This window comes from Pseudomonas sp. SDT291_1_S447, assembly GCF_054070155.1.
In genome coordinates this window covers 1-25106 of record NZ_JBSVXS010000066.1, presented here as the reverse complement: position 1 = coordinate 25106, position 25106 = coordinate 1, and the positions used below count along the sequence as shown (strand labels likewise).

Sequence of the window (25106 nt, the reverse complement as noted above, 5' to 3'; positions counted from 1 at the left end):
GCAAAAATACTGCGAAAAGCTGAGGCCAGCCGCGGTGGAATAAAAGTGACGCAGGGGATCAGAGCAACACCACGTCATATTGTTCCTGGGAATACATGGTTTCCACCTGGAAGCGTATGGTGCGACCAATGAAACCTTCAAGCTCGGCGACGTTACCCGACTCTTCATCGAGCAAGCGGTCGACCACTTTCTGGTTCGCCAGCACCCGATAACCCTCGGCCTGATAAGCCCGGGCTTCACGGAGGATCTCGCGGAAAATCTCGTAACAGATGGTTTCCGCGGTTTTCAGTTTGCCGCGGCCCTGGCAACTGCTGCACGGTTCGCAGAGCACTTGCTCGAGACTTTCGCGGGTACGCTTGCGGGTCATCTGCACCAGGCCCAACTCAGTGATGCCGATGATGTTGGTCTTGGCGTGATCGCGCTCCAGCTGTTTTTCCAGGGTGCGCAGCACTTGGCGCTGATGCTCTTCGTCTTCCATGTCGATGAAGTCGATGATGATGATCCCGCCAAGGTTGCGCAGGCGCATCTGCCGGGCGATCGCGGTGGCCGCTTCGAGATTGGTCTTGAAGATGGTTTCTTCGAGGTTGCGATGGCCGACGAACGCGCCCGTATTCACATCGATCGTGGTCATGGCTTCCGCCGGATCCACCACCAGATAACCGCCGGATTTCAGCGGTACCTTGCGTTCGAGGGCTTTCTGGATTTCGTCTTCGACGCCATACAGGTCAAAAATCGGCCGTTCACCTGGATAGTGTTCCAGACGATCGGCGATTTCCGGCATCAATTCGGCGACGAACTGCGTGGTTTTCTGAAAGGTTTCCCGGGAATCGATGCGGATCTTCTCGATCTTCGGGTTGACCAGATCACGCAGCGTACGCAACGCCAGACCGAGGTCTTCGTAAATCACGCTAGGCGCGGAGATGGTTTTGATCTGCTCGTTGATCTGATCCCACAGGCGTCGCAGATAACGGATGTCCATGAGGATTTCATCGGCGCCAGCGCCTTCGGCGGCGGTGCGCAGAATGAAACCGCCGGCCTCCTTGATGCCTTCTTTGGCCACGCAATCGCTGACCACCTGCTTGAGGCGTTCGCGCTCGGCTTCGTCTTCAATTTTCAGCGAGATGCCGACGTGGGCGGTGCGCGGCATGTACACCAGATAGCGCGACGGAATCGAAAGTTGCGTGGTCAAGCGCGCGCCTTTGGAGCCGATCGGGTCCTTGGTGACTTGCACCACCAGGCTTTGACCTTCGTGCACCAGCGCACTGATACTTTCGACCGCAGGACCTTCACGTAGAGAAATTTCGGCGGCGTGAATAAATGCCGCGCGATCCAGGCCGATGTCGACGAATGCCGCCTGCATACCCGGCAGCACCCGGACGATCTTGCCTTTATAGATGTTGCCGACGATCCCGCGCTTTTGCGTGCGCTCGACGTGGACTTCTTGCAGCACACCGTTTTCGACCACCGCCACGCGCGACTCCATCGGCGTGATGTTGATCAGAATCTCTTCACTCATGGCAGGATCTCGTTCAGGCGTGTTCACGATAATGGCCGCATCTGGATTCGTACGACGCTTATTGCGCGTTCAGGTTTTGCCAACAGGGTATGCCGAAATGGCCTAACAGTTCTGCGGTTTCGCAAACTGGCAGCCCGACCACCGCCGAATAGCTGCCATTGAGCCCGGCGACGAATACCGCGCCGAGCCCCTGAATGCCATAACCGCCGGCCTTGTCCCGGGGTTCGCCACTAGCCCAATAGGCAGCAGCTTCATCCGCGCTGATCGGACGGAACCGCACCAGACTGCGCACCACCCGCGATTCGCAGCGCTCGTCTTCAAGCACGGCAATGGCGGTCAGCACTTCATGTTCCTTGCCGGACAACATCATCAGCATGGCGCATGCATCGGCTTCGTCCACCGGTTTGCCAAGAATTTTGCCGTCCAGCACCACAGCGGTGTCGGCACCCAGCACGCAGCATGGCTGAGCAGACACGACTGTACGTCGCCCCGCCTCGGCCTTGCCACGCGCGAGGCGCTCGACATAGGCCGACGGCGATTCTTCGGGTAAAGGGGTTTCGTCGATATCCGCACTGATGGCGGAGAACGGAATGCCGATCTGCGTGAGCAATTCACGGCGACGCGGCGATCCGGAGGCGAGGTAAAGCGGCTTCATCAAAACATCTCCCTGTTCAGTGCCCAGCTTCACCGGCTCAATTGATTTTGTAGCGGCGGCGCAATCCACGCAGGGCGAAGCTGACCCAGGGCCAGAGCAATGCGCTGACCAGTGCCGGCAGGACCAGCGCCAGGGTCGGCTGGCGGTTGCCAGTCAGGGCGCTGAGCCACAATTGCACCAGTTGCGCGAGGCCAAAGATCACCAGGATCACCAGACACTGCTGCCACATCGGGAACATCCGCAAGCGCTGCTGCAATGACAGCACCAGGAACGTAATCAGCGAGAGGATGAGCGCGTTTTGCCCAAACAGATCGCCTTGCAATACGTCTTCGGCCAACCCCAGACAGAACGCTGTGACCATGCCGACCGTCTGCGGCATGTACAGCGCCCAGAACGTCAGTAGCAAGGCCAGCCACAGCGGGCGAAGGATTTCCATGAAGATCGGCAACGGTGACACGCTGAGCAACAGGCCGATCAAAAATGTCAGCCAGACCATCCAGCCATTTCGAGAAGCTTTCACACCGACCATTATTCTCGTCCCCTGGTGGTGACTGGCGCCGTGACCGGTGGTTTGGCGGGTGGTTTGCCGGCGGCTGGCGAAGAGGCCGGCGGCTTCGCCGCAGCCGGTACAGTCGCTGGCGGTTTGCTTGCACCCGGTTTGACCGCCGTCGCGGCGGGCGCTGTGGTTGCTGGCGCCTGTTCGGGAGTCGAAGGGGCGGCAGGCGCCGGCATGACCAGAGGTTTCGAAACGTTGGCAGGCATCATCGGACCGCCGCCATGGGCATCCAGAATTTCCTGAGCCTGCGCAGCGTCGTTGGCGCGTTCCTCAGCCGTACGTGAGTCACTGAACACCAGCAGCAAGTAGCGACTGCGGTTCAGCGCAGCGGTCGGTACCGCGCGAACGATCGCAAATGGCTGGCCAGAGTCATGGATCACTTCCTTGACCGTCGCCACCGGATAACCCGCCGGGAAACGCTGTCCGAGCCCGGAGCTGACCAGCAGATCGCCTTCCTTGATATCCGCCGTGTCGGCGACATGCCGCAATTCCAGGCGCTCCGGGTTGCCGGTACCGCTGGCAATCGCCCGTAGTCCGTTACGGTTCACCTGCACAGGAATGCTGTGGGTGGTGTCGGTCAACAGCAATACACGCGAGGTGTACGGCATCAACTCGACCACTTGCCCCATCAGACCGCGAGCATCGAGCACCGGCTGACCGAGCACCACGCCGTCGCGCTCACCTTTATTGATGATGATTCGATGGGTGAAGGGATTGGGATCCATGCCGATCAGCTCGGCCACTTCGACCTTCTCATTGACCAGTGCGGAAGAGTTGAGCAACTCGCGCAATCGAACGTTCTGCTCCGTCAGGGCGGCCAATTTCTGCATACGCCCTTGATAAAGCAGGTTTTCGGTCTTGAGCTTTTCGTTTTCGGCGAAGAGCTCGGTGCGGCTGCCGAACTGGCTGGCAATCCCTTCCCACAGCCGTCCGGGCAGGTCAGTGATCCAGTAGGCATCCATCAGCACTAGCGACGCTTGTTTGCGTGCAGGCTTGAGCAGATCAAAGCGGGCATCGACCACCATCAGCGCGACCGATAGCACGGCCAGCACCAACAGGCGCACACCCAACGAAGGGCCTTTGGCGAAAAGCGGTTTAATAAGCCGCTCCTCCCAGGCAAATGTTCTGTTTATTCATACGGCATCAAACCGGCCTGGATGAAGACTGACAGAAGATAAACGCCAACAGGCAGCACTGCAAAGTGCTGCCTGCGCGCTCACCCACGTATTGCACCCGGCGACTTATTCGCTCGAGAGCAGGTCCATGGTGTGCTTATCCATCATTTCCAATGCACGGCCACCGCCGCGAGCAACACAGGTCAGCGGATCTTCGGCAACGATCACTGGCAGACCGGTTTCCTGGGCCAGCAACTTGTCGAGGTCACGCAGCAATGCGCCACCACCGGTCAGCACCAGGCCACGCTCGGCGATGTCGGAAGCCAGTTCCGGCGGCGATTGCTCCAGCGCGCTTTTCACAGCCTGAACGATGGTCGCCAGAGACTCTTGCAGAGCTTCCAGTACTTCGTTGGAGTTCAGGGTGAATGCGCGTGGAACGCCTTCGGCCAGGTTGCGACCGCGAACGTCGACTTCGCGAACTTCGCCGCCCGGGTAGGCGGTGCCGATTTCCTGTTTGATGCGCTCAGCGGTGGACTCACCGATCAGGCTGCCGTAGTTACGGCGCACGTAGGTGATGATCGCTTCGTCGAAGCGGTCGCCGCCAACGCGGACGGATTCGGCATAGACCACACCGTTCAGGGAGATCAGCGCGATTTCGGTAGTACCACCGCCGATATCCACGACCATCGAACCGCGCGCTTCTTCGACCGGCAGGCCGGCACCGATCGCAGCAGCCATTGGCTCTTCGATCAGGAACACCTCACGCGCACCGGCACCAAGGGCCGATTCACGGATGGCACGACGCTCAACCTGAGTGGATTTGCATGGAACGCAGATCAGCACACGAGGGCTAGGCTGCAGAAAGCTGTTTTCGTGAACCTTGTTAATAAAGTATTGCAGCATCTTTTCGCAGACGCTGAAGTCGGCGATCACGCCGTCCTTCATCGGACGAATGGCAGCAATGTTGCCCGGCGTACGGCCGAGCATGCGCTTGGCCTCGGTGCCGACAGCAACGACACTTTTCTGGTTACCGTGTGTCCGAATGGCCACAACCGATGGCTCATTCAGGACGATACCGCGCTCGCGCACGTAAATAAGGGTGTTGGCAGTGCCCAGGTCAATGGAAAGATCGCTGGAAAACATGCCACGCAGTTTCTTGAACATGGGAAAGGGACCCTAGGCAACGCGTGGGTAAAAAAGTGCGGCAAACTCTAACAACGACAGGGATTTTGGGCAAGGCGCCAATATGTTAAATTGGCCGCTTTTCTGTGCACCAAGCCCCACAATCGCGGCCTTATGACCGTAGAAGTGCGGTAGTGTTCCGACAATCTAACACACGGACGCCGTCCGTTCTGTTTTCCACAGGAGAATCCCGATGGCGCTAGAACGCTCCGACGTGGAAAAAATCGCTCATCTGGCCTGCCTTGGCCTCAATGATGCCGATCTTCCACACATTACTTCCGCTCTCAACAGCATTCTCGGTCTGGTCGACGAAATGCAGGCTGTTAATACCGACGGAATCGAGCCTCTGGCCCACCCGCTGGAAGCCAGTCAGCGCCTGCGCGCCGACGTTGTGACCGAGACCAATCACCGCGAGGCCTACCAGTCCATCGCACCAGCGGTCGAAAACGGCCTGTATCTGGTTCCGAAAGTCATCGACTAAAGGGAAAGAGCCTGCAATGCATCAAATGACTCTGGCCGAGATCGCCCGCGGTCTCGCCGATAAAAAGTTTTCCTCCGAAGAGCTGACCAAAGTCCTGCTGGCGCGCATTACCCAGCTCGATCCGCAGCTCAACAGTTTTATCAGCCTCACCGAAGCGCTGGCCCTCGAGCAGGCGAAAGCCGCCGATACCCGCCGCGCCAATGGTGAGAGCGGCGCCCTGCTCGGCGCGCCGATCGCTCACAAAGACCTGTTCTGCACCCAGGGCATTCGCACCAGCTGCGGCTCGAAGATGCTCGACAACTTCAAAGCCCCGTACGACGCCACCGTGGTCGCGAAACTGGCGGCTGCCGGCGCGGTGACCCTGGGCAAGACCAACATGGACGAATTCGCCATGGGTTCGGCCAACGAGTCGAGCTGGTACGGCGCGGTGAAAAACCCGTGGAACCTGGAACACGTACCGGGCGGTTCGTCCGGCGGTTCAGCGGCGGCAGTAGCCGCTCGTCTGTTGCCTGCGGCCACGGCCACCGACACCGGCGGCTCGATCCGTCAGCCAGCTGCGTTCACCAACCTCACCGGCCTGAAACCGACCTACGGTCGTGTTTCGCGCTGGGGCATGATTGCTTACGCCTCCAGCCTTGATCAGGGCGGCCCGTTGGCGCGCACGGCCGAAGACTGCGCAATTTTGTTGCAAGGTATGGCTGGCTTCGATCAGAACGACTCCACCAGCATCGATGAGCCGGTGCCGGATTACTCGGCCAGCCTGGGCGATTCGCTGCAAGGCCTGCGCATTGGCGTGCCGAAGGAATACTTCAGCGCCGGTCTCGACCCGCGTATCGCCGAGCTGATCCAGAACAGCATCAAAGAGCTGCAGAAGCTCGGTGCCGTGATCAAGGAAATCAGCCTGCCGAACATGCAGCACGCGATCCCTGCGTACTACGTGATCGCCCCGGCAGAGGCCTCCTCGAACCTGTCGCGTTTCGACGGCGTGCGTTTCGGCCATCGCTGCGAGCAACCGAAAGACCTGATCGACCTGTACAAACGCTCGCGTGGCGAAGGCTTCGGCCCGGAAGTACAGCGCCGGATCATGGTCGGTGCCTACGCGCTGTCCGCCGGTTACTACGACGCCTACTACCTGAAAGCGCAGAAGATCCGTCGCCTGGTGAAGAACGATTTCATGGCTGCCTTTAATGAAGTCGACATCATCCTCGGCCCGACCACGCCGAACCCGGCCTGGAAGCTTGGCGCCAAGAACAGCGACCCGGTCGCTGCCTATCTGGAAGACGTCTACACCATCACCGCCAACCTCGCGGGCCTGCCGGGCCTGTCGATGCCGGCCGGTTTTGTCGACGGTCTGCCGGTTGGCGTGCAGTTGCTCGCGCCGTATTTCCAGGAAGGTCGCCTGTTGAACGTTGCTCACCAGTATCAGCTCAACACTGACTGGCACACCCGCACCCCAACCGGCTTCTGAGGAGACACACATGCAATGGGAAGTCGTGATCGGGCTGGAGATTCACACTCAGCTCACTACCCGGTCGAAAATCTTTTCCGGTAGTTCCACCACATTCGGTTCGGAGCCGAACACTCAGGCCAGCCTGATCGACCTGGGCATGCCCGGCGTGTTGCCGGTACTGAACCAGGAAGCGGTGCGCATGGCGGTGATGTTCGGTCTGGCGATTGACGCCGAGATCGGTCAGCACAACGTGTTCGCCCGCAAGAACTACTTCTACCCGGACCTGCCGAAGGGCTACCAGATCAGCCAGATGGAATTGCCGATCGTCGGCAAGGGCCACCTGGATATCGCCCTGGAAGACGGCACCGTCAAACGTGTCGGCATCACCCGCGCGCACCTGGAAGAAGACGCTGGCAAGAGCCTGCACGAAGAATTCAACGGTGCCACCGGCATCGACCTGAACCGTGCCGGCACGCCGCTGCTGGAAATCGTTTCCGAGCCGGACATGCGCAGCGCCAAGGAAGCCGTGGCTTACGTCAAGGCGATCCACGCGTTGGTACGTTATCTGGGCATCTGCGACGGCAACATGGCCGAAGGCTCGCTGCGTTGCGACTGCAACGTGTCGATCCGTCCGAAAGGCCAGGTTGAGTTCGGCACGCGTTGCGAGATCAAGAACGTCAACTCGTTCCGCTTTATCGAGAAGGCGATCAACTCCGAGATCCAGCGTCAGATCGAGCTGATCGAAGACGGCGGCAAAGTGATCCAGCAGACCCGTCTGTACGATCCGAACAAGGACGAAACCCGTCCGATGCGTTCGAAAGAAGAAGCCAACGACTACCGTTACTTCCCCGATCCAGACCTGCTGCCGGTGGTCATCGAAGAGTCGTTCCTCGGCGAGGTGCGCGCCACCCTGCCGGAACTGCCACCGCAAAAGCGCGAGCGCTTCCAGAGCCAGTTCGGTCTGTCGGCGTACGACGCCAACGTGCTGGCCACCAGCCGTGAGCAGGCGGACTACTTCGAGAAGGTCGCAGCCATCGGCGGCGACGCCAAACTGGCGGCGAACTGGGTGATGGTCGAGTTGGGCAGTCTGCTCAACAAGCAAGGCCTGGACATCGACGAGTCGCCGGTTTCTGCCGAGCTGTTGGGCGGCATGTTGCAGCGCATCAAGGACAACACCATCTCCGGCAAGATCGCCAAAGTGGTGTTCGAAGCGATGGCCAACGGTGAAGGCAGCGCGGACGAGATCATCGAAAAACGTGGCCTGAAGCAGGTTACCGACAGCGGTGCGATCTCGGCGGTACTGGACGAAATGCTCGCGGCTAACGCCGAGCAGGTTGAACAATACCGTGCGGCGGATGAAGCCAAGCGCGGCAAGATGTTCGGCTTCTTCGTCGGTCAGGCGATGAAAGCGTCGAAAGGCAAAGCCAACCCGCAGCAAGTGAACGAACTGCTGAAAAGCAAGCTCGAAGGCTGACCACAATGGAGCCAGATCCAAAGCCTGGCTCCGTCTCCTGTAGGAGTGAGCCTGCTCGCGATAGCGATTTGACAGTCACTTTTCCGGTGCCTGACATTGCGCTATCGCGAGCAGGCTCACTCCTACATTTGTTTTTGGGAAACCTTGAATGAAGCGTCTGCTCAGCCTTTTTGCCCTGCTCTCTTTACTGGCCGGTTGCGCCAGCACCGATACCATCGACCCGCACGGTTACGACCAGACCGGCGTCGCCTCTTATTACGGTGCCAGGCACCACGGTAAACGCACCGCCAGTGGCGAAGCGTTCAACCAGAATTCCCTGACCGCCGCCCATCGCCAGTTACCCTTCGGCACACGGGTGAAGGTCACCAATCTGAAAAACGATGAATCTGTCGTGGTCCGTATCAATGATCGTGGCCCGCATACCCGTGGACGCCTGATCGACGTCTCCCGCGAGGCCGCCGAGCAGCTCGGCATGCTGCGCAGCGGCACCGCACGGGTTCGCGTGCAGGCCCTCGACTGATGGAGCGCTGACCATTTTCGGATTAGCCGACTTACCCCTGATCAGCGTGATCGAACTGCTGGCCGGTCTGTGCCTGCTGATCTTTGGCGCCGAATTGATGGTGCGCGCAGCAGTGCGTCTGGCGGCGCGTCTGCATGTACGGCCGCTGATCATCGGCCTGACCATCGTCGCCCTCGGCAGCAGCGCACCGCAAATGGCCGTCAGCGTGCAAGCGGCGTTGGCGCACAACCCCGATATTGCGGTCGGCAGCGTGGTTGGCAGCAGCATCTTCAACATCCTCGTCACCCTCGGCCTGTCGGCACTGATCATTCCGCTGCGCGTCTCCCGGCAACTGGTGCGCCTCGACATTCCGTTGATGATCGGCGCCAGTCTGCTGGTGTTCATATTGGCGTGGAATGAAGAAATCGGACGCTTCGACGGCATTCTGTTGTTGGGCGCATTGGCGCTGTATCTCGGCTTACTGTTGCGCCAGTCACGGCACTCGACGCGGCCACATTCAGAACAGCCTCAAGCTGCGCAGGCCTCCTGGATCGGCAGTTTGCTGATGATCGTTATCGGTCTGGCGATGCTGGTGTTCGCCGGGCATCTATTGCTCGGCGCCGCCGTCGTGGTGGCCACCGACCTTGGTTTCTCCGAGCGGGTAATCGGCCTGACCGTGGTCGCCGTCGGCACTTCGCTGCCGGAACTGGCGACCTCACTGATCGCCGCACTGCGTGGGCAACGCGATATCGCCGTGGGCAACGTGATCGGTGCCAACCTGTTCAACCTGCTCGGCGTGCTCGGCCTCACCGCGCTGATCGCACCGACGCCGTTGTCGGTGTCGCCGAACGCGCTGGATTTCGACCTGCCGGTGATGCTCGGTGTCGCGGCGCTGTGCCTGCCGGTGTTCTATTCCGGCTACCGCGTGACGCGGGCCGAAGGTCTGTTGCTGCTCGGTTTGTATCTGGCCTATGGGCTGCACGTGGTGTCGTTCACCACCGGCATGCCCCTGGCCGGCAAGCTTGAGCGAATGATGTTGTTTTATGTCCTGCCAACGCTGCTGACGTTCTTGTTGTTCACGTCGATCCGCGCCTGGCGCCGCCAACACCACAAGAGTGAAAAACCATGACCGAATCGAAGAAGTCCGGGGTTGAAGTCCGTCGCCAGGTAATGGGCGATGCGTTTGTTGATCGCGCCTTGGGCAACGCCACCGAGTTCACCCAGCCGCTGCAGGATTTCGTCAATGAACATGCCTGGGGTGGCGTGTGGAATCGTGAAGGCCTGCCGCTGAAAACCCGCAGCCTGATCACCCTCGCCGCGCTGACGGCGTTGAAGTGTCCGCAAGAGCTGAAGGGCCATGTGCGCGGTGCGCTGAACAATGGCTGCACCGTGGATGAGATTCGTGAGGCGCTGCTGCATTGCGCGGTGTATGCCGGGGTACCGGCGGCGATTGATGCGTTTCGCGCGGCGCAGGAAGTGATCGATACGTATCAGAAACCTGAATGATTGAACTGACGCCTTCGCGAGCAAGCTCGCTCCCACATTGGATTGCATTTCAAATGTGGGAGCGAGCTTGCTCGCGAAGAGGCCCGGGAGAGCAACCCAAGATCCAGGCTAGATCCACCCACCCCACTGCAAAACAAAGATCCCGACGTTAGTTGTGATCGCCGCCATCAACGTGGTCATCACGATAATCGCCGCCGCCAATTCATGATTGCCCTGCGCCGCGCGGGCCATGACGAAACTCGCCGCCGCCGTCGGACTGCCGAAATACAGAAACAGTATCCCCAACTCCGCCCCACGAAAGCCCCACAACCAAGCCCCCAACGTTGCCAGCACCGGCAAGCCGACCATCTTCACCAGACTGGAACTGAGCGCCATGTTGCCGCTCTTGCGCAATGCCGCCAGCGACAGCGTGCCGCCGATGCAGATCAGCGCCAGTGGCAAGGTGGTCTGCGCCAGATACTGACCGGACGTCTCCAGCCATCCCGGCAAACCGATCTTGAAATAGGCAAACGGCGCCGCCGCAATCACGCTAATGATCAGCGGATTGCTGAACACGCTTTTGCAGATGCTCCACGGATCGGACTTGATCACCGGGCTGTACACCGCCAGCACGATGGTCGACAGCGTGTTGTAAAACAGGATCACCAGCGCCGCGAGAATCGCCCCGAGGGAAATCCCGTAGTCGCCGTACATGCTCGCTGCCAGTGCCAGGCCAATGACGCCGTTGTTGCCGCGAAACGCGCCTTGGGTATAGATGCCGCGATCTTCACGCGGGCATTTGAAAATCGCCCAACCCCAGGCCAGGGCAAAGCTCACCAGCGTGGCGAGGGAGAAGTAGATCAGCAGGGACGGTTGCAACGCGGCGTGCAGATCGGCATGCAGAATGCCGAGAAAAAGCAGCGCCGGCATGGTGACGTTGAACACCAGCGACGAGGCGGTGTGGATGAAGTTGTCGTTGATCCAGTCGATGCGCTTGAGCAGCACACCGAGAAACAGCATGGCAAACACCGGCGCGGTGATGTTCAGGGTTTCGAGGAAAATTGCCAGCATGCCGGGGGAGCCTTGGGTGAGCGTCGTTAGGCGCCGATGATAAAGCAAAAGCCCCTCACCCTAGCCCTCTCCCGGAGGGAGAGGGAACCGATCGGGGGATATTGCAGAAATCCATCGACCTGAAATGACATCGCTGAATCCAGAACTGCTTGTCGAGTCCATAATCAACTCGATATTTCAGGTCGATGTATTGCGCAAGACAACTCGGTCGGCCCCCTCTCCCTCTGGGAGAGGGCTGGGGTGAGGGCCAAGCCGATCACGCATCAAGTAATCGGCGCCGGGTTAAACAACGTAATGTCGTTATGCAGCCTGTGTTTCTCCGCCCACGTCTGCTGCTTACCGCTCGCAACATCCAGGTAATAGTGAAACAACTCCCAACCCAATTCCTCGATCGTCGCGCGCCCGGTGGCGATCCGCCCGGCATCGATGTCGATCAGATCCGGCCAGCGCTGCGCCAGCTCCGTACGCGTCGACACCTTCACCACCGGCGCCATCGCCAAACCGTAAGGCGTGCCACGCCCGGTGGTGAACACATGCAGGTTCATCCCCGCCGCCAACTGCAACGTACCGCAGACAAAATCGCTCGCCGGCGTCGCACAGAAAATCAAACCCTTCTGCTTGAAACGCTCGCCCGGGCCCAGCACGCCATTGATCGCACTGCTACCGGATTTGACGATCGAACCCAGCGACTTCTCGACAATGTTCGACAGCCCGCCCTTCTTGTTGCCCGGCGTGGTGTTGGCGCTGCGATCCGCTTCACCCTTGGCCAGGTAACGGTCGTACCAATCCATCTCACGCACCAGTTCCTCGGCGACGGTTTTGCTTTCGGCGCGTGAAGTCAGCAGATAAATCGCATCGCGCACTTCGGTGACTTCGGAAAACATCACCGTCGCCCCCGCGCGCAACAACAAGTCCGAGGCGTAGCCCAGCGCCGGGTTGGCGGTGATCCCGGAAAACGCATCACTGCCGCCGCACTGCATGCCGAGGATCAACTCGGACGCCGGCACGGTTTCGCGGCGGCGTTGGTCGAGCTTCTTCAAACGGACTTCAGCCAGTTCCATGATCTGCTCGATCATCTCGGTGAACCCGTGACTGGAATCCTGCAAGCGATACAGCCAAGGATCGCTGAGATCCACCGAAGCATCGTCTTCGTGCATCACCTGCCCGGCCTGCAATTTTTCGCAGCCCAGGCTGATCACCAACGCCTCGCCACCGAGGTTCGGGTTGCGCGCCAGATTGCGCACGGTGCGGATCGGGATGTAGGCGTCGGTGGCGGTAATCGCCACGCCGCAGCCATAGCTATGAGTCAGCGCCACCACGTCATCGACGTGCGGATACTTCGGCAGCAGTTCTTCCTTGATGCGTTTCACCGCGTGATCAAGCACGCCGGTGACGCACTGCACCGTGGTGGTGATGCCGAGAATATTACGCGTGCCGACGGTACCGTCGGCGTTGCGATAACCCTCGAACGTGAAACCTTCCAGCGGTGCCTGCGCGTCCGGCACCTCGGTGGACAGCGGCAAGCTGTCCAGCGGCGGCGCGGTCGGCATGCGCAGTTGATCTTCCTTGACCCAACTGCCACGGCGAATCGGCTGCAATGCATAGCCAATCACCTGACCGTAGCGAATCACCTGGCCGCCCTCGGGAATGTCTTCGAGGGTGACCTTGTGGCTCTGCGGCACAAATTCCAGCGTCACCAGGCCATCGGTAAATTCAGTGCCGGCCGGGGCGCCCTGGTCGTTGACCACGACCACCACATTGTCCCGCTCGTGCAGGCGGATGTGGCGCGGCGAGTCGGAATGTTCAATCAACTGCATGACGCCGCTCCTCAGGAATGCGCTTGGGACAATTTACCGCTGGCTTCAACACCGCCGTTGGTTGGCGGCTCTTTGAGGACCACACGTTTGATCGGGCCAACGATGACCAGATAGCTGAACACCGCGACCAGTGCGTTGGCACCGACGAACACCAGCGCCCATTTGAACGAACCGGTGGAGCTGATGATGTAGCCAATCACGATCGGCGTGGTAATCGAAGCGATGTTGCCGAAAGTGTTGAACAGGCCACCGCTCAGACCGGCGATCTGTTTTGGCGAGGTGTCGGAGACCACCGCCCAACCGAGTGCGCCAACGCCTTTGCCGAAGAAGGCCAGGGCCATGAAGCCAACCACCATCCATTCCACTTCAACATAGTTGCAGGCAACGATGCTGCTGGAAACCAGCAGGCCGGCAATGATCGGCGCTTTGCGCGCGAAGGTCAGCGAGTGGCCCTTGCGCAACAGGTAGTCAGAAATCACCCCACCGAGCACGCCGCCGATAAAGCCGCAGATTGCCGGCAACGAGGCGATGAAACCAGCCTTGAGAATGGTCATGCCACGCTCTTGCACCAGATACACCGGGAACCAGGTCAGGAAGAAATAGGTGATGCCGTTGATGCAGTACTGGCCCAGATACACGCCGAGCATCATGCGGTTGGTCAGCAGTTGACGGATGTAATCCCACTTCGGACCGTCGGACTTTTTGCCCTTCTGATCCATGTCGACCATGCCGCCGTTTTCAGCGATGTGTTTGAACTCGGCTTCGTTGATACGCGGGTGTTCACGCGGGCTGTAGATCACTTTCAGCCAGACCAGCGAGAAGATGATCCCGAGAATCCCCATGACGATAAACACGTGCTCCCAGCCAAAGGAGTAAACGATCCAGCCCATCAGCGGTGCGAACAACACGGTGGCAAAGTATTGCGCCGAGTTGAAGATCGCCGAAGCAGTGCCGCGTTCAGCGGTCGGGAACCACGCGGCGACGATGCGCGCGTTGCCGGGGAACGAAGGCGCTTCAGCCAGACCGACGAGGAAGCGCAGCATGAACAGCGCAACGATCGCCGTGGACATGCCGAATTCACCGACAAAGCCTTGCAGCACGGTGAACAGCGACCAGGTGAAAATGCTCAGGGCATAGACTTTTTTCGAACCGAAGCGATCGAGCAGCCAGCCACCGGGAATTTGCCCGGCCACGTAGGCCCAACCGAATGCGGAGAAGATATAGCCGAGGGTGACTGCGTCGATGCCCAGGTCTTTTTGCAGGCTGGAGCCGGCAATGGCGATCGTGGCACGGTCGGCGTAGTTGATCGTGGTCACCAGAAACAGCATGAGCAAGATCAAATAGCGGACGTGAGTCGGCTTGGACGATTGCATGTAGATGTACTCCCACTGATTATTTTTATGCGCGGGTGAATCTTCTTTGGTATTCCCTGTAGGAGCTGCCGAAGGCTGCGATCTTTAAGATCGAGATCAAAAGATCGCAGCCTTCGGCAGCTCCTACAGGGGTATTGCGTGTATCAGGAACCGATGTAACTGGTCTTCACGACCGTGTAGAACTCTTGCGCATAGCGGCCTTGCTCACGTGATCCATAGGATGAACCTTTACGGCCACCGAACGGAACGTGGTAATCGACGCCAGCGGTCGGCAGATTGACCATCACCATCCCGGCTTGCGAATGGCGCTTGAAGTGGTTGGCGTACTTCAACGAGGTGGTTGCAATACCCGCCGACAGGCCGAATTCGGTGTCGTTGGCCATCGCCAGCGCCGCGTCGTAGTCAGCTACGCGAACGATGTTGGCCACCGGCCCGAAAATCTCTTCGCGGCTGATGCGCATCGACGCTTCACTGTCGGCAAACAGCGTTGGCGCGAGGAAGTAACCCTCGGTGTCGCAGGTCACCAATCCACCGCCGCTGACCAGACGCGCACCTTCGGACTGGCCGATGTCGATGTACTTCATGTCCTGTTCCAGCTGCGCTTGCGAAACCACTGGACCAATATCGGTGCCGGATTTCAGTGCGTGGCCGACCTTGATCGACTTCATGCGCTCGGCCATGGCTTCAACGAACTTGTCGTGAATCCCGGCGGTAACGATCAAACGGCTCGACGCGGTGCAACGTTGGCCGGTGGAGTAGAACGCGCTCTGCACCGACAGCTCGACCGCTTGCTTGAGGTCGGCGTCGTCGAGAATGATCTGCGGGTTCTTGCCGCCCATTTCCAGCTGAACCTTGGCCTGGCGCGACACGCAGTTGACCGCGATCTGCCGACCCACACCCACCGAACCGGTGAAGCTGATGCCGTCGACTTTCGGGCTCTGCACCAGCGCATCGCCAACCACGCGACCGCTGCCCATCACCAGGTTGAACACGCCAGCCGGGAAGCCTGCGCGGGAGATGATTTCTGCCAGTGCCCAGGCGCAGCCCGGAACCAGATCGGCGGGTTTCAACACCACGCAGTTGCCGTAGGCCAGCGCCGGAGCGATTTTCCACGCCGGAATGGCGATCGGGAAATTCCACGGAGTGATCAGACCGACCACACCCAGTGCTTCGCGGGTCACTTCAACGTTGACGCCCGGACGCACCGACGGCACGTAGTCGCCGGACAGACGCAGGCATTCACCGGCGAAGAACTTGAAGATGTTGCCGGCGCGGGTCACTTCGCCGATGGCTTCGGGCAGGGTCTTGCCCTCTTCCCGGGCCAGCAGGGTGCCGAGTTCTTCGCGGCGGGCGAGGATTTCCGTGCCGACTTTATCCAGCGAATCGTGACGGGCCTGAATACCCGAAGTCGAATACGCCGGGAATGCCGCGCGGGCGGCGTCGATGGCGGCGTGAACCTGAGTCAGGTCAGCCTTGGCGTAATCGCCGATGGTGTCGCTCAGTTCCGACGGGTTGATGTTGGCCGAATAGTCGGCACCGGCAACCCATTCGCCGTTGATGTAGTTGTCGTAGCATTTTGCATTTGTCACAGGGGCAGCCCTCAAAACTAAAAGCCTTTACGCAAAAAGCCGCTGATTACTCAGCGGCCGCGTTTTTGTCGGGTGTTACTGCGCACCTTGCTTGTCGATCAGCGCGGCGAGCATTTCGTACTCTTCACCGGTCAGATCGGTCAGCGGCGCCCGCACCGGGCCTGCGTCATAGCCGGCGATTTTTGCGCCTGCCTTGACGATGCTCACGGCGTAACCGGCCTTGCGGTTGCGGATGTCGAGGTACGGCAGGAAGAAGTCGTCGATGATCTTGCCGACGGTGGCGTGATCTTCACGGGCGATCGCGTGGTAGAAGTCCATCGCGGTTTTCGGAATGAAGTTGAACACCGCCGAGGAGTAGACTGGCACGCCCAAAGCCTTGTAGGCAGCGGCGTAGACTTCGGCGGTCGGCAGACCACCCAGGTAGCTGAAGCGATCACCGAGGCGGCGACGGATCGACACCATCAACTCGATATCGCCCAGACCGTCCTTGTAACCGATCAGGTTCGGGCAGCGCTCGGCCAGACGTTCCAGCAGCGGCGCGGTGAGGCGGCAAACGTTGCGGTTGTAAACGACTACGCCGATGTTGACCGATTTACACACGGCTTCAACGTGAGCGGCAACACCGTCCTGGCTCGCTTCGGTCAGGTAGTGCGGCAGCAGCAACAGACCTTTGGCACCCAGACGCTCGGCTTCTTGAGCGTATTCGATGGCCTGACGGGTCGAACCACCGACACCGGCGAGGATCGGCACGCTGGTTTCGCAAGTATCGACGGCAGTCTTGATGATTTCCGAGTATTCGCTGGCCGCAAGGGAGAAGAACTCACCGGTGCCGCCGGCGGCGAACAGTGCCGAGGCGCCATACGGGGCCAGCCATTCCAGGCGTTTGATGTAGCCCGCGCGGTTGAAATCGCCCTGCGCGTTGAAATCGGTCACCGGGAAAGACAGCAGGCCGGCAGAGAGGATGGACTTCAGTTCTTGTGGATTCATTATTCGAACACCCTGGTAGCAACGTTTTTTGTGATTGGTCCGTTCAGCCTTCGCTGAAGTTGTAGGTCATCGTACAACTTAAATAATAACCGTCAACTGCATTTCATCGTTGTGGCTGTTTTTTTGTCGGACAAAGCTGCGCAAGGCTTGGTAACACTCGTCGCAAAGGCGCGTGTTTAAAGGGTTCTAGCGCGGAAATGTCTGGTCAAGATTCGTTTACTGAGCGTTGGAGAAACGCCGGGTAAGGTGTGACAACTGCCACGAAGGATCGTGGCGGACCTTCGAAGGAAACCGAAATGTTTGTGAATTATGCTGCACCAACCCTCGCGCAAATCGCTTCTTCTGCCTCTGACACCCTCACCCTTCAGCTATCCGCGCTACCCGATGTATTGATCATGCAGGTCCCGGATTCCAGCGATTTTCCAGCGAACTGGAGCGTTTACCCGATTCTCGGCGGTGACCCGGAAGAACCGGAGTGGATTGGTGAAGAAGTGGACACTGGCACTTGGGACGATGCCGAGGACGAGATGGAAAAACTGACGGGGATCGAGTTGCAGATCCCCAAAGAGGCGCTGCGTCCGTACCTGAACAGGGAGGTCGAATTGCGCTACAAGTTTTGTGATGAGTCGAGTATGGAGCCGTTTTCGGAGGTGTTGAGGTTGCGGATCGAGGGCTGAACTGGTCGTGCGGGAGCGGTGACCGTTCGTCGGAACTGGTATTTCTTACAGGTGCCAGCGATTTTCGAATACTCGCTTAATGACTGAGGAGTAACGAACCGGCTCCGCCCGCGCATCCGCCGCATACGGTCGCTTGCGCTCATTCAAAGGTTTAACAGATAGCGAAAAGGAATTTGATCATGACTGCACAAGTAAACGCGCTCGCTAAACCAGTACTCAAAGAGGCCAAAGACGACGTTCTTTTTGTTGGGAGGTTAGAGGGCGTCGCTCACGGATTGGTGACTTACGAAAACTCGGTTGTAGGTGACGTCGTTGCGCTGTACGTAAAAACCTCTTCCGGCAACGACTTCGAGACTCATTTCACATTGACTTCAACGACGTCAATGCCCGTCATCTTCGTTATTCCCAAAACTATTTTTGAGAAAAACCTCGTTCCGGGTGCAAACGCCAAGCTTCACTACAGCGTTACCCGCGCCAGTAATGTTTTCGCGTCGCCAGTGCTGACAGTTCGACTCGAACCTTAATTACCCGTCACCCCTGCGCCTGTGCCTCTTCATGGGCCTGGCGCAGTCTTTCACGGCTGTTGGTCAGGTGCAGACGCATCGCCGCACGCGCTGCATCGGAATCCTGACGGGCAATCGCGTCGTAGATCTCTTCGTGCTCACGGCTCAGGCGACCCATGTAATGCTGTTGATCATCATGAGCCAGTCGCGCCGAGTTCAGCCGCGTACGCGGAATGATGCTGGTGCCCAAGTGGGTCATGATGTCGGTGAAGTAGCGATTGCCGGTGGACAGGGCGATTTCCAGGTGGAAGGCGAAGTCCGAAGCCACAGCATCGCTGGCGTGGGCGGCGCTTTCGTTGAGCGCATCGAGGGCGGCGCGCATGGTTGCCAGTTGTTCGGCGCTGCGACGTTGCGCGGCGAGACCGGCAGACTCGACTTCGAGGCTGATGCGCAATTCAAGGATGGCCAGTACGTCACGCAGGGTGACGACGGTGGCCGGGTCGATGCGGAAACCGCTCGGGCTTGGCGTGTCGAGTACGAAGGTGCCGATGCCGTGGCGGGTTTCAACCTGACCGGCAGCCTGCAAACGGGAAATCGCCTCGCGCACCACAGTGCGGCTGACGCCATGGGCTTCCATGATCGCCGACTCGGTGGGCAGTTTGTCACCGCGTTTGAGCAGGCCATCGCGGATCTGCTCGCTCAGCACCGTCACCAGTTCCTGGGCCAGGCTGCGGCGCTTGCGCGGGAGACGCGGGGTTTCGATCAGGTTTTCCATGGTGTGCATCTAGTCTCGAAAATTCGGCTTGGAGGCATGATAGCTCAAGCGGGTTGTACGATCACTTTCCATTTCCATACAAAACCTGTGGGAGCTGGCTTGCCAGCGATGAGGCCATACCAGTCGATGAAGATGTCGACTGAACCAACGCCATCGCTGGCAAGCCAGCTCCCACATGGGATGTGTATTGATCAGGCAGTCACGGTCTGTTCAACCAAATGGCCGCTGTCGATCCGCACATGCCGTGGGTGGAAGCGTTTCAAGCTGCTGCGATGGCCGACGCTGACAATACTCAGCCCCGGTATCTGATCAATCAACGCCTGATACAGCGTCGCCTCGTCTTCCTCATCCATCGCCGAAGTGGCTTCGTCCATGTACAACCACTGCGGTGCGTAAAGCAGCGCACGGGCGAAGGCCAATCGTTGCTGCTCGCCCGGCGAGAGCATGCGTTGCCAGTGATTGGCTTCGTCCAGCCGCGCGACCAGATGCGGCAAGCGACAGGTGTCCAACACTTGTGCATAACGTGCCGACGCGTAGGTGTCGCCCGGTTGTGGATAACTCAAGGCTTCACGCAGGGTGCCGATCGGCAGATACGGTTTCTGCGGCAGGAACAAATAGCGCGCTGCCGGCAAACGAATGTTGCCGTGCCCCGCTGGCCACAAATGCCCCATCGCCCGTAGCAGCGTCGACTTGCCGCTGCCGGAACGCCCGCTGAGCATCACTCGCTCACCTGGTTCCACAGTCATATCGGCATTGGTCAGCAGATGACGACCATCGGCCAGATCCAGACCGAGGTTGTGCACCTGCAATTCGTTGCCCTGATTCTGCACGTCGATTGCTGGCGTGCGTTCTTCGTTGTCGGTCATGGCCTGACGGAAACTCAGCAGACGATCACAGGTGGCGCGCCAGGACGCGAGGCTCTGGTACGCACTGATGAACCAGCTGAAACTCTCCTGGACGTTGCCGAATGCCGAACTGATCTGCATCAGTTCACCCAGTTCGATCTTGCCGGAAAGGTAACGCGGCGAAGCCACAATGAACGGAAAGATAATGGCCGCCTGGCTGTAACCGGCGGTGAAGAAGGTCAGGCGCTTGGACACTTTCATGATGTCCCAGAAGTTGTGCCAGACATTCCCGAAGCGAGCGCTCAATCGACGGTTCTCATTCGGTTCGCCGTTGTACAACGCGATGCTTTCGGCATTCTCGCGAATCCGCACCATGGAAAAACGCAGGTCAGCTTCAAAGCGTTGTTGTTGGTTGTTCAGACCGATCAAGCGACGACCAATCAAATGCGTCAGCCAACTGCCCACCACCGCATAAACCAGCACACACCAGAACATGTAGCCGGGAATGGTGATGCCATAGACTTCGATACTGCCCGACACGCCCCACAAAATAATCGAGAACGACACCAGACTGACGATATTGCGCAGCAGCCCGATCCCCAGCTCAAGGGTATTGGAGGTGAAGTTGTTAAGGTCTTCGGAAATCCGCTGGTCCGGGTTATCGGTGTAACCGCCCTGCTCCAGCTGGTAGTAATTCTTGTCGGCAAGCCAACGCGAGAAATGCTTTTCGGTAAGCCACGCCCGCCAGCGAATCGTCAGCATCTGCGTCAGGTAGAGCCGATACACCGCACCGACAATGGCCACCGCCGCAATGCCGCAGAAATACAGAATCAAGCGCCAGAACGCCGCTTCATCCTTCTTTTGCAGGGCGTTGTAAAAATCCTTGTACCAGGTGTTGAACCACACCGAGATGCCCACACTGAGCAACGACAGGGCGATCACCGCAATCAATAGCGTCCAGGCCTTGCCCTTCTCTTCACTGCGCCAATAAGGCGTGATGATCGCCCACACTTTGCGGAAAAACTGTCCGCGCACAGCATCGTTGACCGCGGAATATTCAGCGTTCTGATTCATGGATAAGGCTCAATATAGAAAAGAACAGACACGCACCGATCATAGATGATCGGTGCGTTTTATCGCGAGGGCTGGCGATAGTCGTTCAGCGCAGGTTCAGCGACGAACCGGGCGCTTCTGCAGTTTGCGCTGCAGGGTGCGGCGGTGCATGCCCAAGGCACGGGCAGTGGCGGAGATGTTGCCTTCGTGCTCGGTCAGCACACGCTGAATGTGCTCCCACTGCAGGCGGTCGACCGACATCGGGTTTTCCGGCACCAGACTGTCGAGGTCAGCGTGCTCCGAAAGCAACGCCGCCAGCACATCGTCGGCGTCGGCCGGTTTGCACAGGTAGTTGCAGGCGCCGCGTTTGATCGCTTCGACCGCGGTAGCAATGCTCGAATAACCGGTGAGAATCACCACGCGCATTTCCGGGTCCAGTTCCAGCAACTTGGGCAGCAACACCAGACCGGAATCGCCGTCCATTTTCAGGTCGAGCGCAGCGTAGTCAGGCAGATCGGCCTGGGCGATGGTCAGGCCTTCTTCGGCGGAGCCGGCGGTGCTGACGCGAAAGCCACGGCGAGCCATCGCGCGGGCCATCACTCGGGTAAACGTTGCGTCGTCGTCGACCAGCAGCAAATGCGGCAGTTCTTCGCCTTCGACTTGGATTTCGTCACTCATGTTGGTCTCCTCGGGCGCCGTGGGGCAGGCGCAGCTCGGTGAGCGTGCCGCCTTCCTCATGACTATAGAGTTTCACTGAGCCGCCGGCGCGTGTCACGCTGGCCTTGCTCAAAAACAGGCCCAGGCCGAAACCTTTGCCCTTGGTGGTAAAAAACGGTTTGCCGATCTGTTCGGCGATGGCCAGCGGCACACCGGCGCCGTGGTCACGAATGCTGATGGTCACCGTTTCCGCGTCCCAGTCCAGGGTCACTTTGAGATTTTCCGGACAGGCATCGGCGGCGTTGTTGAGCAGATTCAACAGCGCCTGAGTCAGATCCGGCGGCGGCGCCATGCGCGGCACCGTGCCCTGGCCGAGACGGTGAAAGCGATAACTGGCCTCCGGACGCATCAGGTGCCAGCGGTTCAGCGCTTCGTCGAGCCAGTCGGTGACGTCCTGCATCTCCACGGCCAGTCGACGATTGGCTTCGGCGGCACGCACCAGTTGTTGCAAGGTTTCCTTGCACAACTTGACCTGATCCTGCAGCACTTTCAAATCGTCCTGCAGCATCGGGTCGGGGTGATCCTGCTGCATTTCCTTGAGCAATACGCTCATGGTCGCCAGCGGTGTGCCCAGTTCATGGGCGGCACCAGCAGCTTGAGTGGCGACGGCCAATAACTGCTGATCGCGCAGACCTTCTTCACGACGGATCGCGCGCAGTTCTTCCTGACGGCGCAGCTCTTCAGCCATGCGTGCCGCGAAGAAGGTGATCACCGCAGCGGCCAGCGCGAAGCTCAGCCACATGCCGTAGATCTGCAGGTTTTCGCGGGCGACCGGCAAGGTTTCCAGCGGATAGAAACGCGTCAGCATCACCGTGTACAGCGCCAGCGCGATGCCGGACAGAATCACCGAATAGCGCCACGGCAACGTCACCGCAGCGATGGTCAGCGGCACCAGATAGTAGGAAACGAACGGGTTGGTCGAACCGCCGGAGAAATACAGCAGCGCACTGTGGATCACCAGATCACAGGCCAGTTGCAGCGCATATTCAAGCTCGGTTACCGGCCACGAAGTACGCAGGCGCACAGCGGTGAACACGCAGAGCAGCGTCGAGCAGCCGAGAGTCATCGCCAGTTGCACCCACGGCAACGGCAACAATTGCAGCCAGTAGGCCAGGCCAACGGAGCCGGCCTGCGCGGCGAGCACCAGGGTGCGGATGAAAGTCAGCCGCCAGAGGTTCTGGCGAGTGGCGGAAGTCAGTTGTACGGGGGCGAGCATGAGCTCTCCTGATGAGCGCTCCAGGCGGATCGCACGGAGTATAACCAAGCCGCGGGCTTGAGAGGCGAAAGTGCGGCAAACGACCACACCGCACAAGCTGCAAGTTTCGAGCTGCAAGCTACAAGTAAAAGCTTTTAGCTTGCAGCTCGACGCTTGCAACTTGAAGCTGCTTTATAGAGTCTGATGGTTTCACGCAGGCCCCGAACCATCACCTGCGCCCTCATCAAGGAGCTTTCATGCACACATTCCGCCGCAGCGCCGCCCTTCTCGCCCTGACCGTCGGCAGCATCGCCAGCCTTCCGGCCCTGGCCGCCGACGAGCTGCACTACAACCAGATTTCCCTGCGCGCCGAAGTCAGCACGGAAGTGGCCCGCGACCTGATGATCGTCACCCTCTACACCGAAGAGCAAAACACCGACCCGGCGAAACTCGCCGCCGACGTCAGCACCACCATGAACAAGGCATTGGCCCAGGCCAAGCAAGTCAAAGACATCACCCTGCGCCAGGGCAGCCGCAACAGTTACCCGATCTACGACACCAAAGGCCAGAAGATCACCGGCTGGCGTGAACGCGCCGAACTGCGCCTGGAAAGCGCCGACTTCGCCGCGCTGTCCAAACTCACCGGCGAACTGTTGGGCGACCTGAAAATGGGCGGCATGGACTTCGCCATCGCCGACCCGACCCGCAAATCCAGTGAAGACCAGTTGCTCAAAGAAGCCGTGACCGCCTTCAAGGCCCGCGCCCAACTGGCCACCGATGCACTGGGCGGCAAGGGCTACAAAATCGTCAACCTGAACCTCAACAGCAACGGTTATCCACAACCGTACCTGCGCGCACCGATGATGATGAAAGCCGCGGCGATGGATTCCGCGCCGGTTACGCCGGAAGTTGAAGCGGGTACGAGCCAGGTCAGCATGACCGCTGATGGTTCGATTGAAGTGTTGATGCAGTGATTTGATCTGGGCTGAATAAAAAACCGCCGATCGGTGAATGATTGGCGGTTTTTTTGTGCCTGGGATTTGCTGTGGATGAACCACCCTCTTCGCGAGCAAGCTCGCTCCCACAGTTTGAAATGCATTCCACCTGTGGGAGCGAGCTTGCTCGCGAAGAACGATAACGCGGTCTCAGGTCTGCGGATCAACCCGATCCAGCGCCCGATTCACCGCCAGCTCGGCCAGCATGATGATCTGCTGAATCGCCAACGCCGTATTGCGCTCAGGCCGGCCCAACTGATCGGCAAAGTTACCGGTTAACGTGTTCGCCGACGCCAGTGATTCACAGGCATGCGCCAGCAGGCTTTCGGTGTCGATGTTCGGCTGGATCAGGAACATCGTGCTGGGTTGCCTAGGTTTGACGGACTCGGGGCTGAGGTAGAAATCCAGCGCGCGTTTGATGGCTTCGCGGGTTTTGACCTGGTCGTCGGCGCGGATAGCGTCTTCGAGTGGGGTTGTGGATTCGAGGGGTGGATCGGGGACAATTTTATCTTTCATGAAAATCTGCTCGTCATTCGAGCCGCCCTTAGCCATTTCTCACGTGGCAAAGGGTGGCAGCTATGTGCGGAGTGAGAAACCGGTGAGCAGAAAACCGGCCAGACCGAAGTCTGCCCGCACACAGCCGCCATAAGGCATTGCGACAGCTAATAAGCCGGCCGCAATTATGGTCTTACTAGTGCTAGTTTCAAGCTCGGCGGGTTCTCACACCCGATCACTGAACATTCAGCGACACCCAGAGCCTAGAGAGCCCACGTCCGACGGACAACCTGAAAATCTTGTGGGAAGGTTCTGGTTATCTGACACGGATTTAAACAGTCAAAAGCCAACCCTCACCCTAGCCCTCTCCCAGAGGGAGAGGGGACTGATCGCGGTGTTTGGGAGAGCTACGCCGACATGCGATACCGAGCCGAATTCATATTCTGAAACAGATCAAAAGCCCCTCACCCTAACCCTCTCCCGAAGGGAGAGGGGACTGACCGTGGTGTTTGGGAGAACTACGCCGACGTGAAATACCGAGCCGAACTCAGATTCTGAAACAGATCAAAAGCCCCTCACCCTAGCCCTCTCCCGGAGGGAG

24 protein-coding genes are annotated in these 25106 nt (G+C 59.2%); 9 read left to right on the top strand and 15 right to left on the bottom strand.

What is annotated here, in order from left to right:
- Positions 1 to 58 precede the first annotated feature (58 nt).
- The 5 genes from rng to mreB all read right to left on the bottom strand — a co-directional run bounded on the left by rng (position 59) and on the right by mreB (position 5006).
- Positions 59 to 1516, bottom strand: coding sequence for a ribonuclease G (gene rng, locus ACW9IR_RS19325; RefSeq protein WP_034154470.1), 1458 nt, complete (start codon positions 1514 to 1516; stop codon positions 59 to 61).
- 58 nt (positions 1517 to 1574) lie between these two features.
- Positions 1575 to 2171, bottom strand: a complete 597-nt coding sequence (locus ACW9IR_RS19320; RefSeq protein WP_110719033.1) for a Maf family protein — start codon at positions 2169 to 2171, stop codon at positions 1575 to 1577.
- Between the two features lie 37 nt (positions 2172 to 2208).
- Positions 2209 to 2700 (bottom strand): rod shape-determining protein MreD, encoded by a 492-nt coding sequence (gene mreD, locus ACW9IR_RS19315; protein WP_016984171.1) that lies wholly within the window; start codon positions 2698 to 2700, stop codon positions 2209 to 2211.
- Entirely contained in the window at positions 2700 to 3827 is a 1128-nt protein-coding gene (gene mreC, locus ACW9IR_RS19310) for a rod shape-determining protein MreC (protein ID WP_457464693.1), read from the bottom strand. The genes mreD and mreC overlap by 1 nt, the downstream gene beginning before the upstream one ends.
- A 141-nt stretch (positions 3828 to 3968) precedes the next feature.
- Complete coding sequence (gene mreB / locus ACW9IR_RS19305; protein WP_002555108.1) at positions 3969 to 5006, bottom strand: rod shape-determining protein MreB; 1038 nt, start codon at positions 5004 to 5006, stop codon at positions 3969 to 3971.
- Positions 5007 to 5217: 211 nt separating this feature from the next.
- Here mreB and gatC point away from each other — a divergent pair, with 211 nt between their 5' ends.
- The 6 genes from gatC to ACW9IR_RS19275 all read left to right on the top strand — a co-directional run bounded on the left by gatC (position 5218) and on the right by ACW9IR_RS19275 (position 10434).
- The gene (gatC, locus tag ACW9IR_RS19300; RefSeq protein WP_007901429.1) at positions 5218 to 5505 is read left to right on the top strand and encodes an Asp-tRNA(Asn)/Glu-tRNA(Gln) amidotransferase subunit GatC; all 288 of its coding nucleotides are present in this window, start codon (positions 5218 to 5220) and stop codon (positions 5503 to 5505) included.
- A 16-nt stretch (positions 5506 to 5521) separates the two neighbouring features.
- A complete protein-coding gene (gatA, locus tag ACW9IR_RS19295; RefSeq protein WP_457464686.1) occupies positions 5522 to 6973 on the top strand; it encodes an Asp-tRNA(Asn)/Glu-tRNA(Gln) amidotransferase subunit GatA in 1452 nt (483 codons plus the stop codon).
- A 10-nt stretch (positions 6974 to 6983) separates the two neighbouring features.
- On the top strand, positions 6984 to 8429 hold the full coding sequence (gene gatB / locus ACW9IR_RS19290) for an Asp-tRNA(Asn)/Glu-tRNA(Gln) amidotransferase subunit GatB (RefSeq protein WP_007915352.1): 1446 nt from the start codon (positions 6984 to 6986) through the stop codon (positions 8427 to 8429).
- 148 nt (positions 8430 to 8577) lie between these two features.
- A complete protein-coding gene (locus ACW9IR_RS19285; RefSeq protein WP_150792335.1) occupies positions 8578 to 8949 on the top strand; it encodes a septal ring lytic transglycosylase RlpA family protein in 372 nt (123 codons plus the stop codon).
- Positions 8950 to 8995: 46 nt separating this feature from the next.
- On the top strand, positions 8996 to 10057 hold the full coding sequence (locus ACW9IR_RS19280) for a calcium/sodium antiporter (protein WP_175555340.1): 1062 nt from the start codon (positions 8996 to 8998) through the stop codon (positions 10055 to 10057).
- Positions 10054 to 10434 carry a carboxymuconolactone decarboxylase family protein gene (locus ACW9IR_RS19275; RefSeq protein ID WP_016984177.1) on the top strand — a complete coding sequence of 127 codons (381 nt, stop codon included), beginning with the start codon at positions 10054 to 10056 and terminating at the stop codon, positions 10432 to 10434. The genes ACW9IR_RS19280 and ACW9IR_RS19275 overlap by 4 nt, the downstream gene beginning before the upstream one ends.
- Positions 10435 to 10542: 108 nt before the next feature.
- Here ACW9IR_RS19275 and ACW9IR_RS19270 read toward each other — a convergent pair whose 3' ends face one another.
- The 5 genes from ACW9IR_RS19270 to kdgD all read right to left on the bottom strand — a co-directional run bounded on the left by ACW9IR_RS19270 (position 10543) and on the right by kdgD (position 17250).
- Positions 10543 to 11484, bottom strand: a complete 942-nt coding sequence (locus ACW9IR_RS19270) for an AEC family transporter (protein WP_016984178.1) — start codon at positions 11482 to 11484, stop codon at positions 10543 to 10545.
- Between the two features lie 263 nt (positions 11485 to 11747).
- On the bottom strand, positions 11748 to 13301 hold the full coding sequence (gene garD / locus ACW9IR_RS19265; protein WP_457464682.1) for a galactarate dehydratase: 1554 nt from the start codon (positions 13299 to 13301) through the stop codon (positions 11748 to 11750).
- Positions 13302 to 13312: 11 nt separating this feature from the next.
- Positions 13313 to 14674 (bottom strand): MFS transporter, encoded by a 1362-nt coding sequence (locus ACW9IR_RS19260; RefSeq protein ID WP_007915342.1) that lies wholly within the window; start codon positions 14672 to 14674, stop codon positions 13313 to 13315.
- Between the two features lie 143 nt (positions 14675 to 14817).
- The gene (locus ACW9IR_RS19255) at positions 14818 to 16263 is read right to left on the bottom strand and encodes an aldehyde dehydrogenase family protein (protein ID WP_110719029.1); all 1446 of its coding nucleotides are present in this window, start codon (positions 16261 to 16263) and stop codon (positions 14818 to 14820) included.
- 75 nt (positions 16264 to 16338) lie between these two features.
- A complete protein-coding gene (gene kdgD / locus ACW9IR_RS19250) occupies positions 16339 to 17250 on the bottom strand; it encodes a 5-dehydro-4-deoxyglucarate dehydratase (protein WP_016984321.1) in 912 nt (303 codons plus the stop codon).
- Between the two features lie 296 nt (positions 17251 to 17546).
- Here kdgD and ACW9IR_RS19245 point away from each other — a divergent pair, with 296 nt between their 5' ends.
- Both ACW9IR_RS19245 and ACW9IR_RS19240 read left to right on the top strand, forming a co-directional pair.
- Positions 17547 to 17927 carry a hypothetical protein gene (locus ACW9IR_RS19245; protein WP_457464679.1) on the top strand — a complete coding sequence of 127 codons (381 nt, stop codon included), beginning with the start codon at positions 17547 to 17549 and terminating at the stop codon, positions 17925 to 17927.
- Between the two features lie 179 nt (positions 17928 to 18106).
- Positions 18107 to 18451, top strand: a complete 345-nt coding sequence (locus ACW9IR_RS19240) for a hypothetical protein (protein WP_457464677.1) — start codon at positions 18107 to 18109, stop codon at positions 18449 to 18451.
- A gap of 7 nt (positions 18452 to 18458) precedes the next feature.
- Here the strand turns inward: ACW9IR_RS19240 and ACW9IR_RS19235 are convergent, their stop codons facing one another.
- From ACW9IR_RS19235 to ACW9IR_RS19220, 4 genes are all read right to left on the bottom strand, one after another.
- Positions 18459 to 19205 (bottom strand): FadR/GntR family transcriptional regulator, encoded by a 747-nt coding sequence (locus ACW9IR_RS19235; protein ID WP_180988119.1) that lies wholly within the window; start codon positions 19203 to 19205, stop codon positions 18459 to 18461.
- A 191-nt stretch (positions 19206 to 19396) separates the two neighbouring features.
- Positions 19397 to 21124: an ABC transporter ATP-binding protein/permease gene (locus ACW9IR_RS19230; RefSeq protein WP_457464675.1), complete on the bottom strand. Its 1728-nt coding sequence runs from the start codon at positions 21122 to 21124 to the stop codon at positions 19397 to 19399.
- Between the two features lie 96 nt (positions 21125 to 21220).
- On the bottom strand, positions 21221 to 21781 hold the full coding sequence (locus ACW9IR_RS19225; protein WP_003221630.1) for a response regulator transcription factor: 561 nt from the start codon (positions 21779 to 21781) through the stop codon (positions 21221 to 21223).
- Positions 21774 to 23036, bottom strand: a complete 1263-nt coding sequence (locus ACW9IR_RS19220) for an ATP-binding protein (protein WP_038357512.1) — start codon at positions 23034 to 23036, stop codon at positions 21774 to 21776. Before ACW9IR_RS19220 ends, ACW9IR_RS19225 begins: the two co-directional genes overlap by 8 nt.
- A gap of 236 nt (positions 23037 to 23272) precedes the next feature.
- Here ACW9IR_RS19220 and ACW9IR_RS19215 point away from each other — a divergent pair, with 236 nt between their 5' ends.
- Positions 23273 to 23989: an SIMPL domain-containing protein gene (locus ACW9IR_RS19215; protein WP_016984326.1), complete on the top strand. Its 717-nt coding sequence runs from the start codon at positions 23273 to 23275 to the stop codon at positions 23987 to 23989.
- A 171-nt stretch (positions 23990 to 24160) separates the two neighbouring features.
- Here ACW9IR_RS19215 and ACW9IR_RS19210 read toward each other — a convergent pair whose 3' ends face one another.
- The gene (locus ACW9IR_RS19210) at positions 24161 to 24526 is read right to left on the bottom strand and encodes a DUF6124 family protein (RefSeq protein ID WP_457464672.1); all 366 of its coding nucleotides are present in this window, start codon (positions 24524 to 24526) and stop codon (positions 24161 to 24163) included.
- Between the last annotated feature and the right edge of the window lie 580 nt (positions 24527 to 25106).

Excerpts from the sequence above, each read along its gene's own strand:
- ACW9IR_RS19260 (WP_007915342.1), bottom strand. The coding sequence starts at position 14,674 with ATGCAATCGTCCAAGCCGACTCACGTCCGCTATTTGATCTTGCTCATG.
- ACW9IR_RS19210 (WP_457464672.1), bottom strand. The coding sequence starts at position 24,526 with ATGAAAGATAAAATTGTCCCCGATCCACCCCTCGAATCCACAACCCCA.
- garD (WP_457464682.1), bottom strand. The coding sequence starts at position 13,301 with ATGCAGTTGATTGAACATTCCGACTCGCCGCGCCACATCCGCCTGCAC.
- ACW9IR_RS19320 (WP_110719033.1), bottom strand. The coding sequence starts at position 2,171 with ATGAAGCCGCTTTACCTCGCCTCCGGATCGCCGCGTCGCCGTGAATTG.
- gatA (WP_457464686.1), top strand. The coding sequence starts at position 5,522 with ATGCATCAAATGACTCTGGCCGAGATCGCCCGCGGTCTCGCCGATAAA.
- gatB (WP_007915352.1), top strand. The coding sequence starts at position 6,984 with ATGCAATGGGAAGTCGTGATCGGGCTGGAGATTCACACTCAGCTCACT.
- gatC (WP_007901429.1), top strand. The coding sequence starts at position 5,218 with ATGGCGCTAGAACGCTCCGACGTGGAAAAAATCGCTCATCTGGCCTGC.
- rng (WP_034154470.1), bottom strand. The coding sequence starts at position 1,516 with ATGAGTGAAGAGATTCTGATCAACATCACGCCGATGGAGTCGCGCGTG.
- ACW9IR_RS19230 (WP_457464675.1), bottom strand. The coding sequence starts at position 21,124 with ATGAATCAGAACGCTGAATATTCCGCGGTCAACGATGCTGTGCGCGGA.
- ACW9IR_RS19225 (WP_003221630.1), bottom strand. The coding sequence starts at position 21,781 with ATGAGTGACGAAATCCAAGTCGAAGGCGAAGAACTGCCGCATTTGCTG.
- mreD (WP_016984171.1), bottom strand. The coding sequence starts at position 2,700 with ATGGTCGGTGTGAAAGCTTCTCGAAATGGCTGGATGGTCTGGCTGACA.
- ACW9IR_RS19245 (WP_457464679.1), top strand. The coding sequence starts at position 17,547 with ATGTTTGTGAATTATGCTGCACCAACCCTCGCGCAAATCGCTTCTTCT.
- ACW9IR_RS19240 (WP_457464677.1), top strand. The coding sequence starts at position 18,107 with ATGACTGCACAAGTAAACGCGCTCGCTAAACCAGTACTCAAAGAGGCC.
- ACW9IR_RS19235 (WP_180988119.1), bottom strand. The coding sequence starts at position 19,205 with ATGGAAAACCTGATCGAAACCCCGCGTCTCCCGCGCAAGCGCCGCAGC.
- ACW9IR_RS19215 (WP_016984326.1), top strand. The coding sequence starts at position 23,273 with ATGCACACATTCCGCCGCAGCGCCGCCCTTCTCGCCCTGACCGTCGGC.
- ACW9IR_RS19275 (WP_016984177.1), top strand. The coding sequence starts at position 10,054 with ATGACCGAATCGAAGAAGTCCGGGGTTGAAGTCCGTCGCCAGGTAATG.
- ACW9IR_RS19285 (WP_150792335.1), top strand. The coding sequence starts at position 8,578 with ATGAAGCGTCTGCTCAGCCTTTTTGCCCTGCTCTCTTTACTGGCCGGT.
- mreB (WP_002555108.1), bottom strand. The coding sequence starts at position 5,006 with ATGTTCAAGAAACTGCGTGGCATGTTTTCCAGCGATCTTTCCATTGAC.
- ACW9IR_RS19220 (WP_038357512.1), bottom strand. The coding sequence starts at position 23,036 with ATGCTCGCCCCCGTACAACTGACTTCCGCCACTCGCCAGAACCTCTGG.
- ACW9IR_RS19270 (WP_016984178.1), bottom strand. The coding sequence starts at position 11,484 with ATGCTGGCAATTTTCCTCGAAACCCTGAACATCACCGCGCCGGTGTTT.
- kdgD (WP_016984321.1), bottom strand. The coding sequence starts at position 17,250 with ATGAATCCACAAGAACTGAAGTCCATCCTCTCTGCCGGCCTGCTGTCT.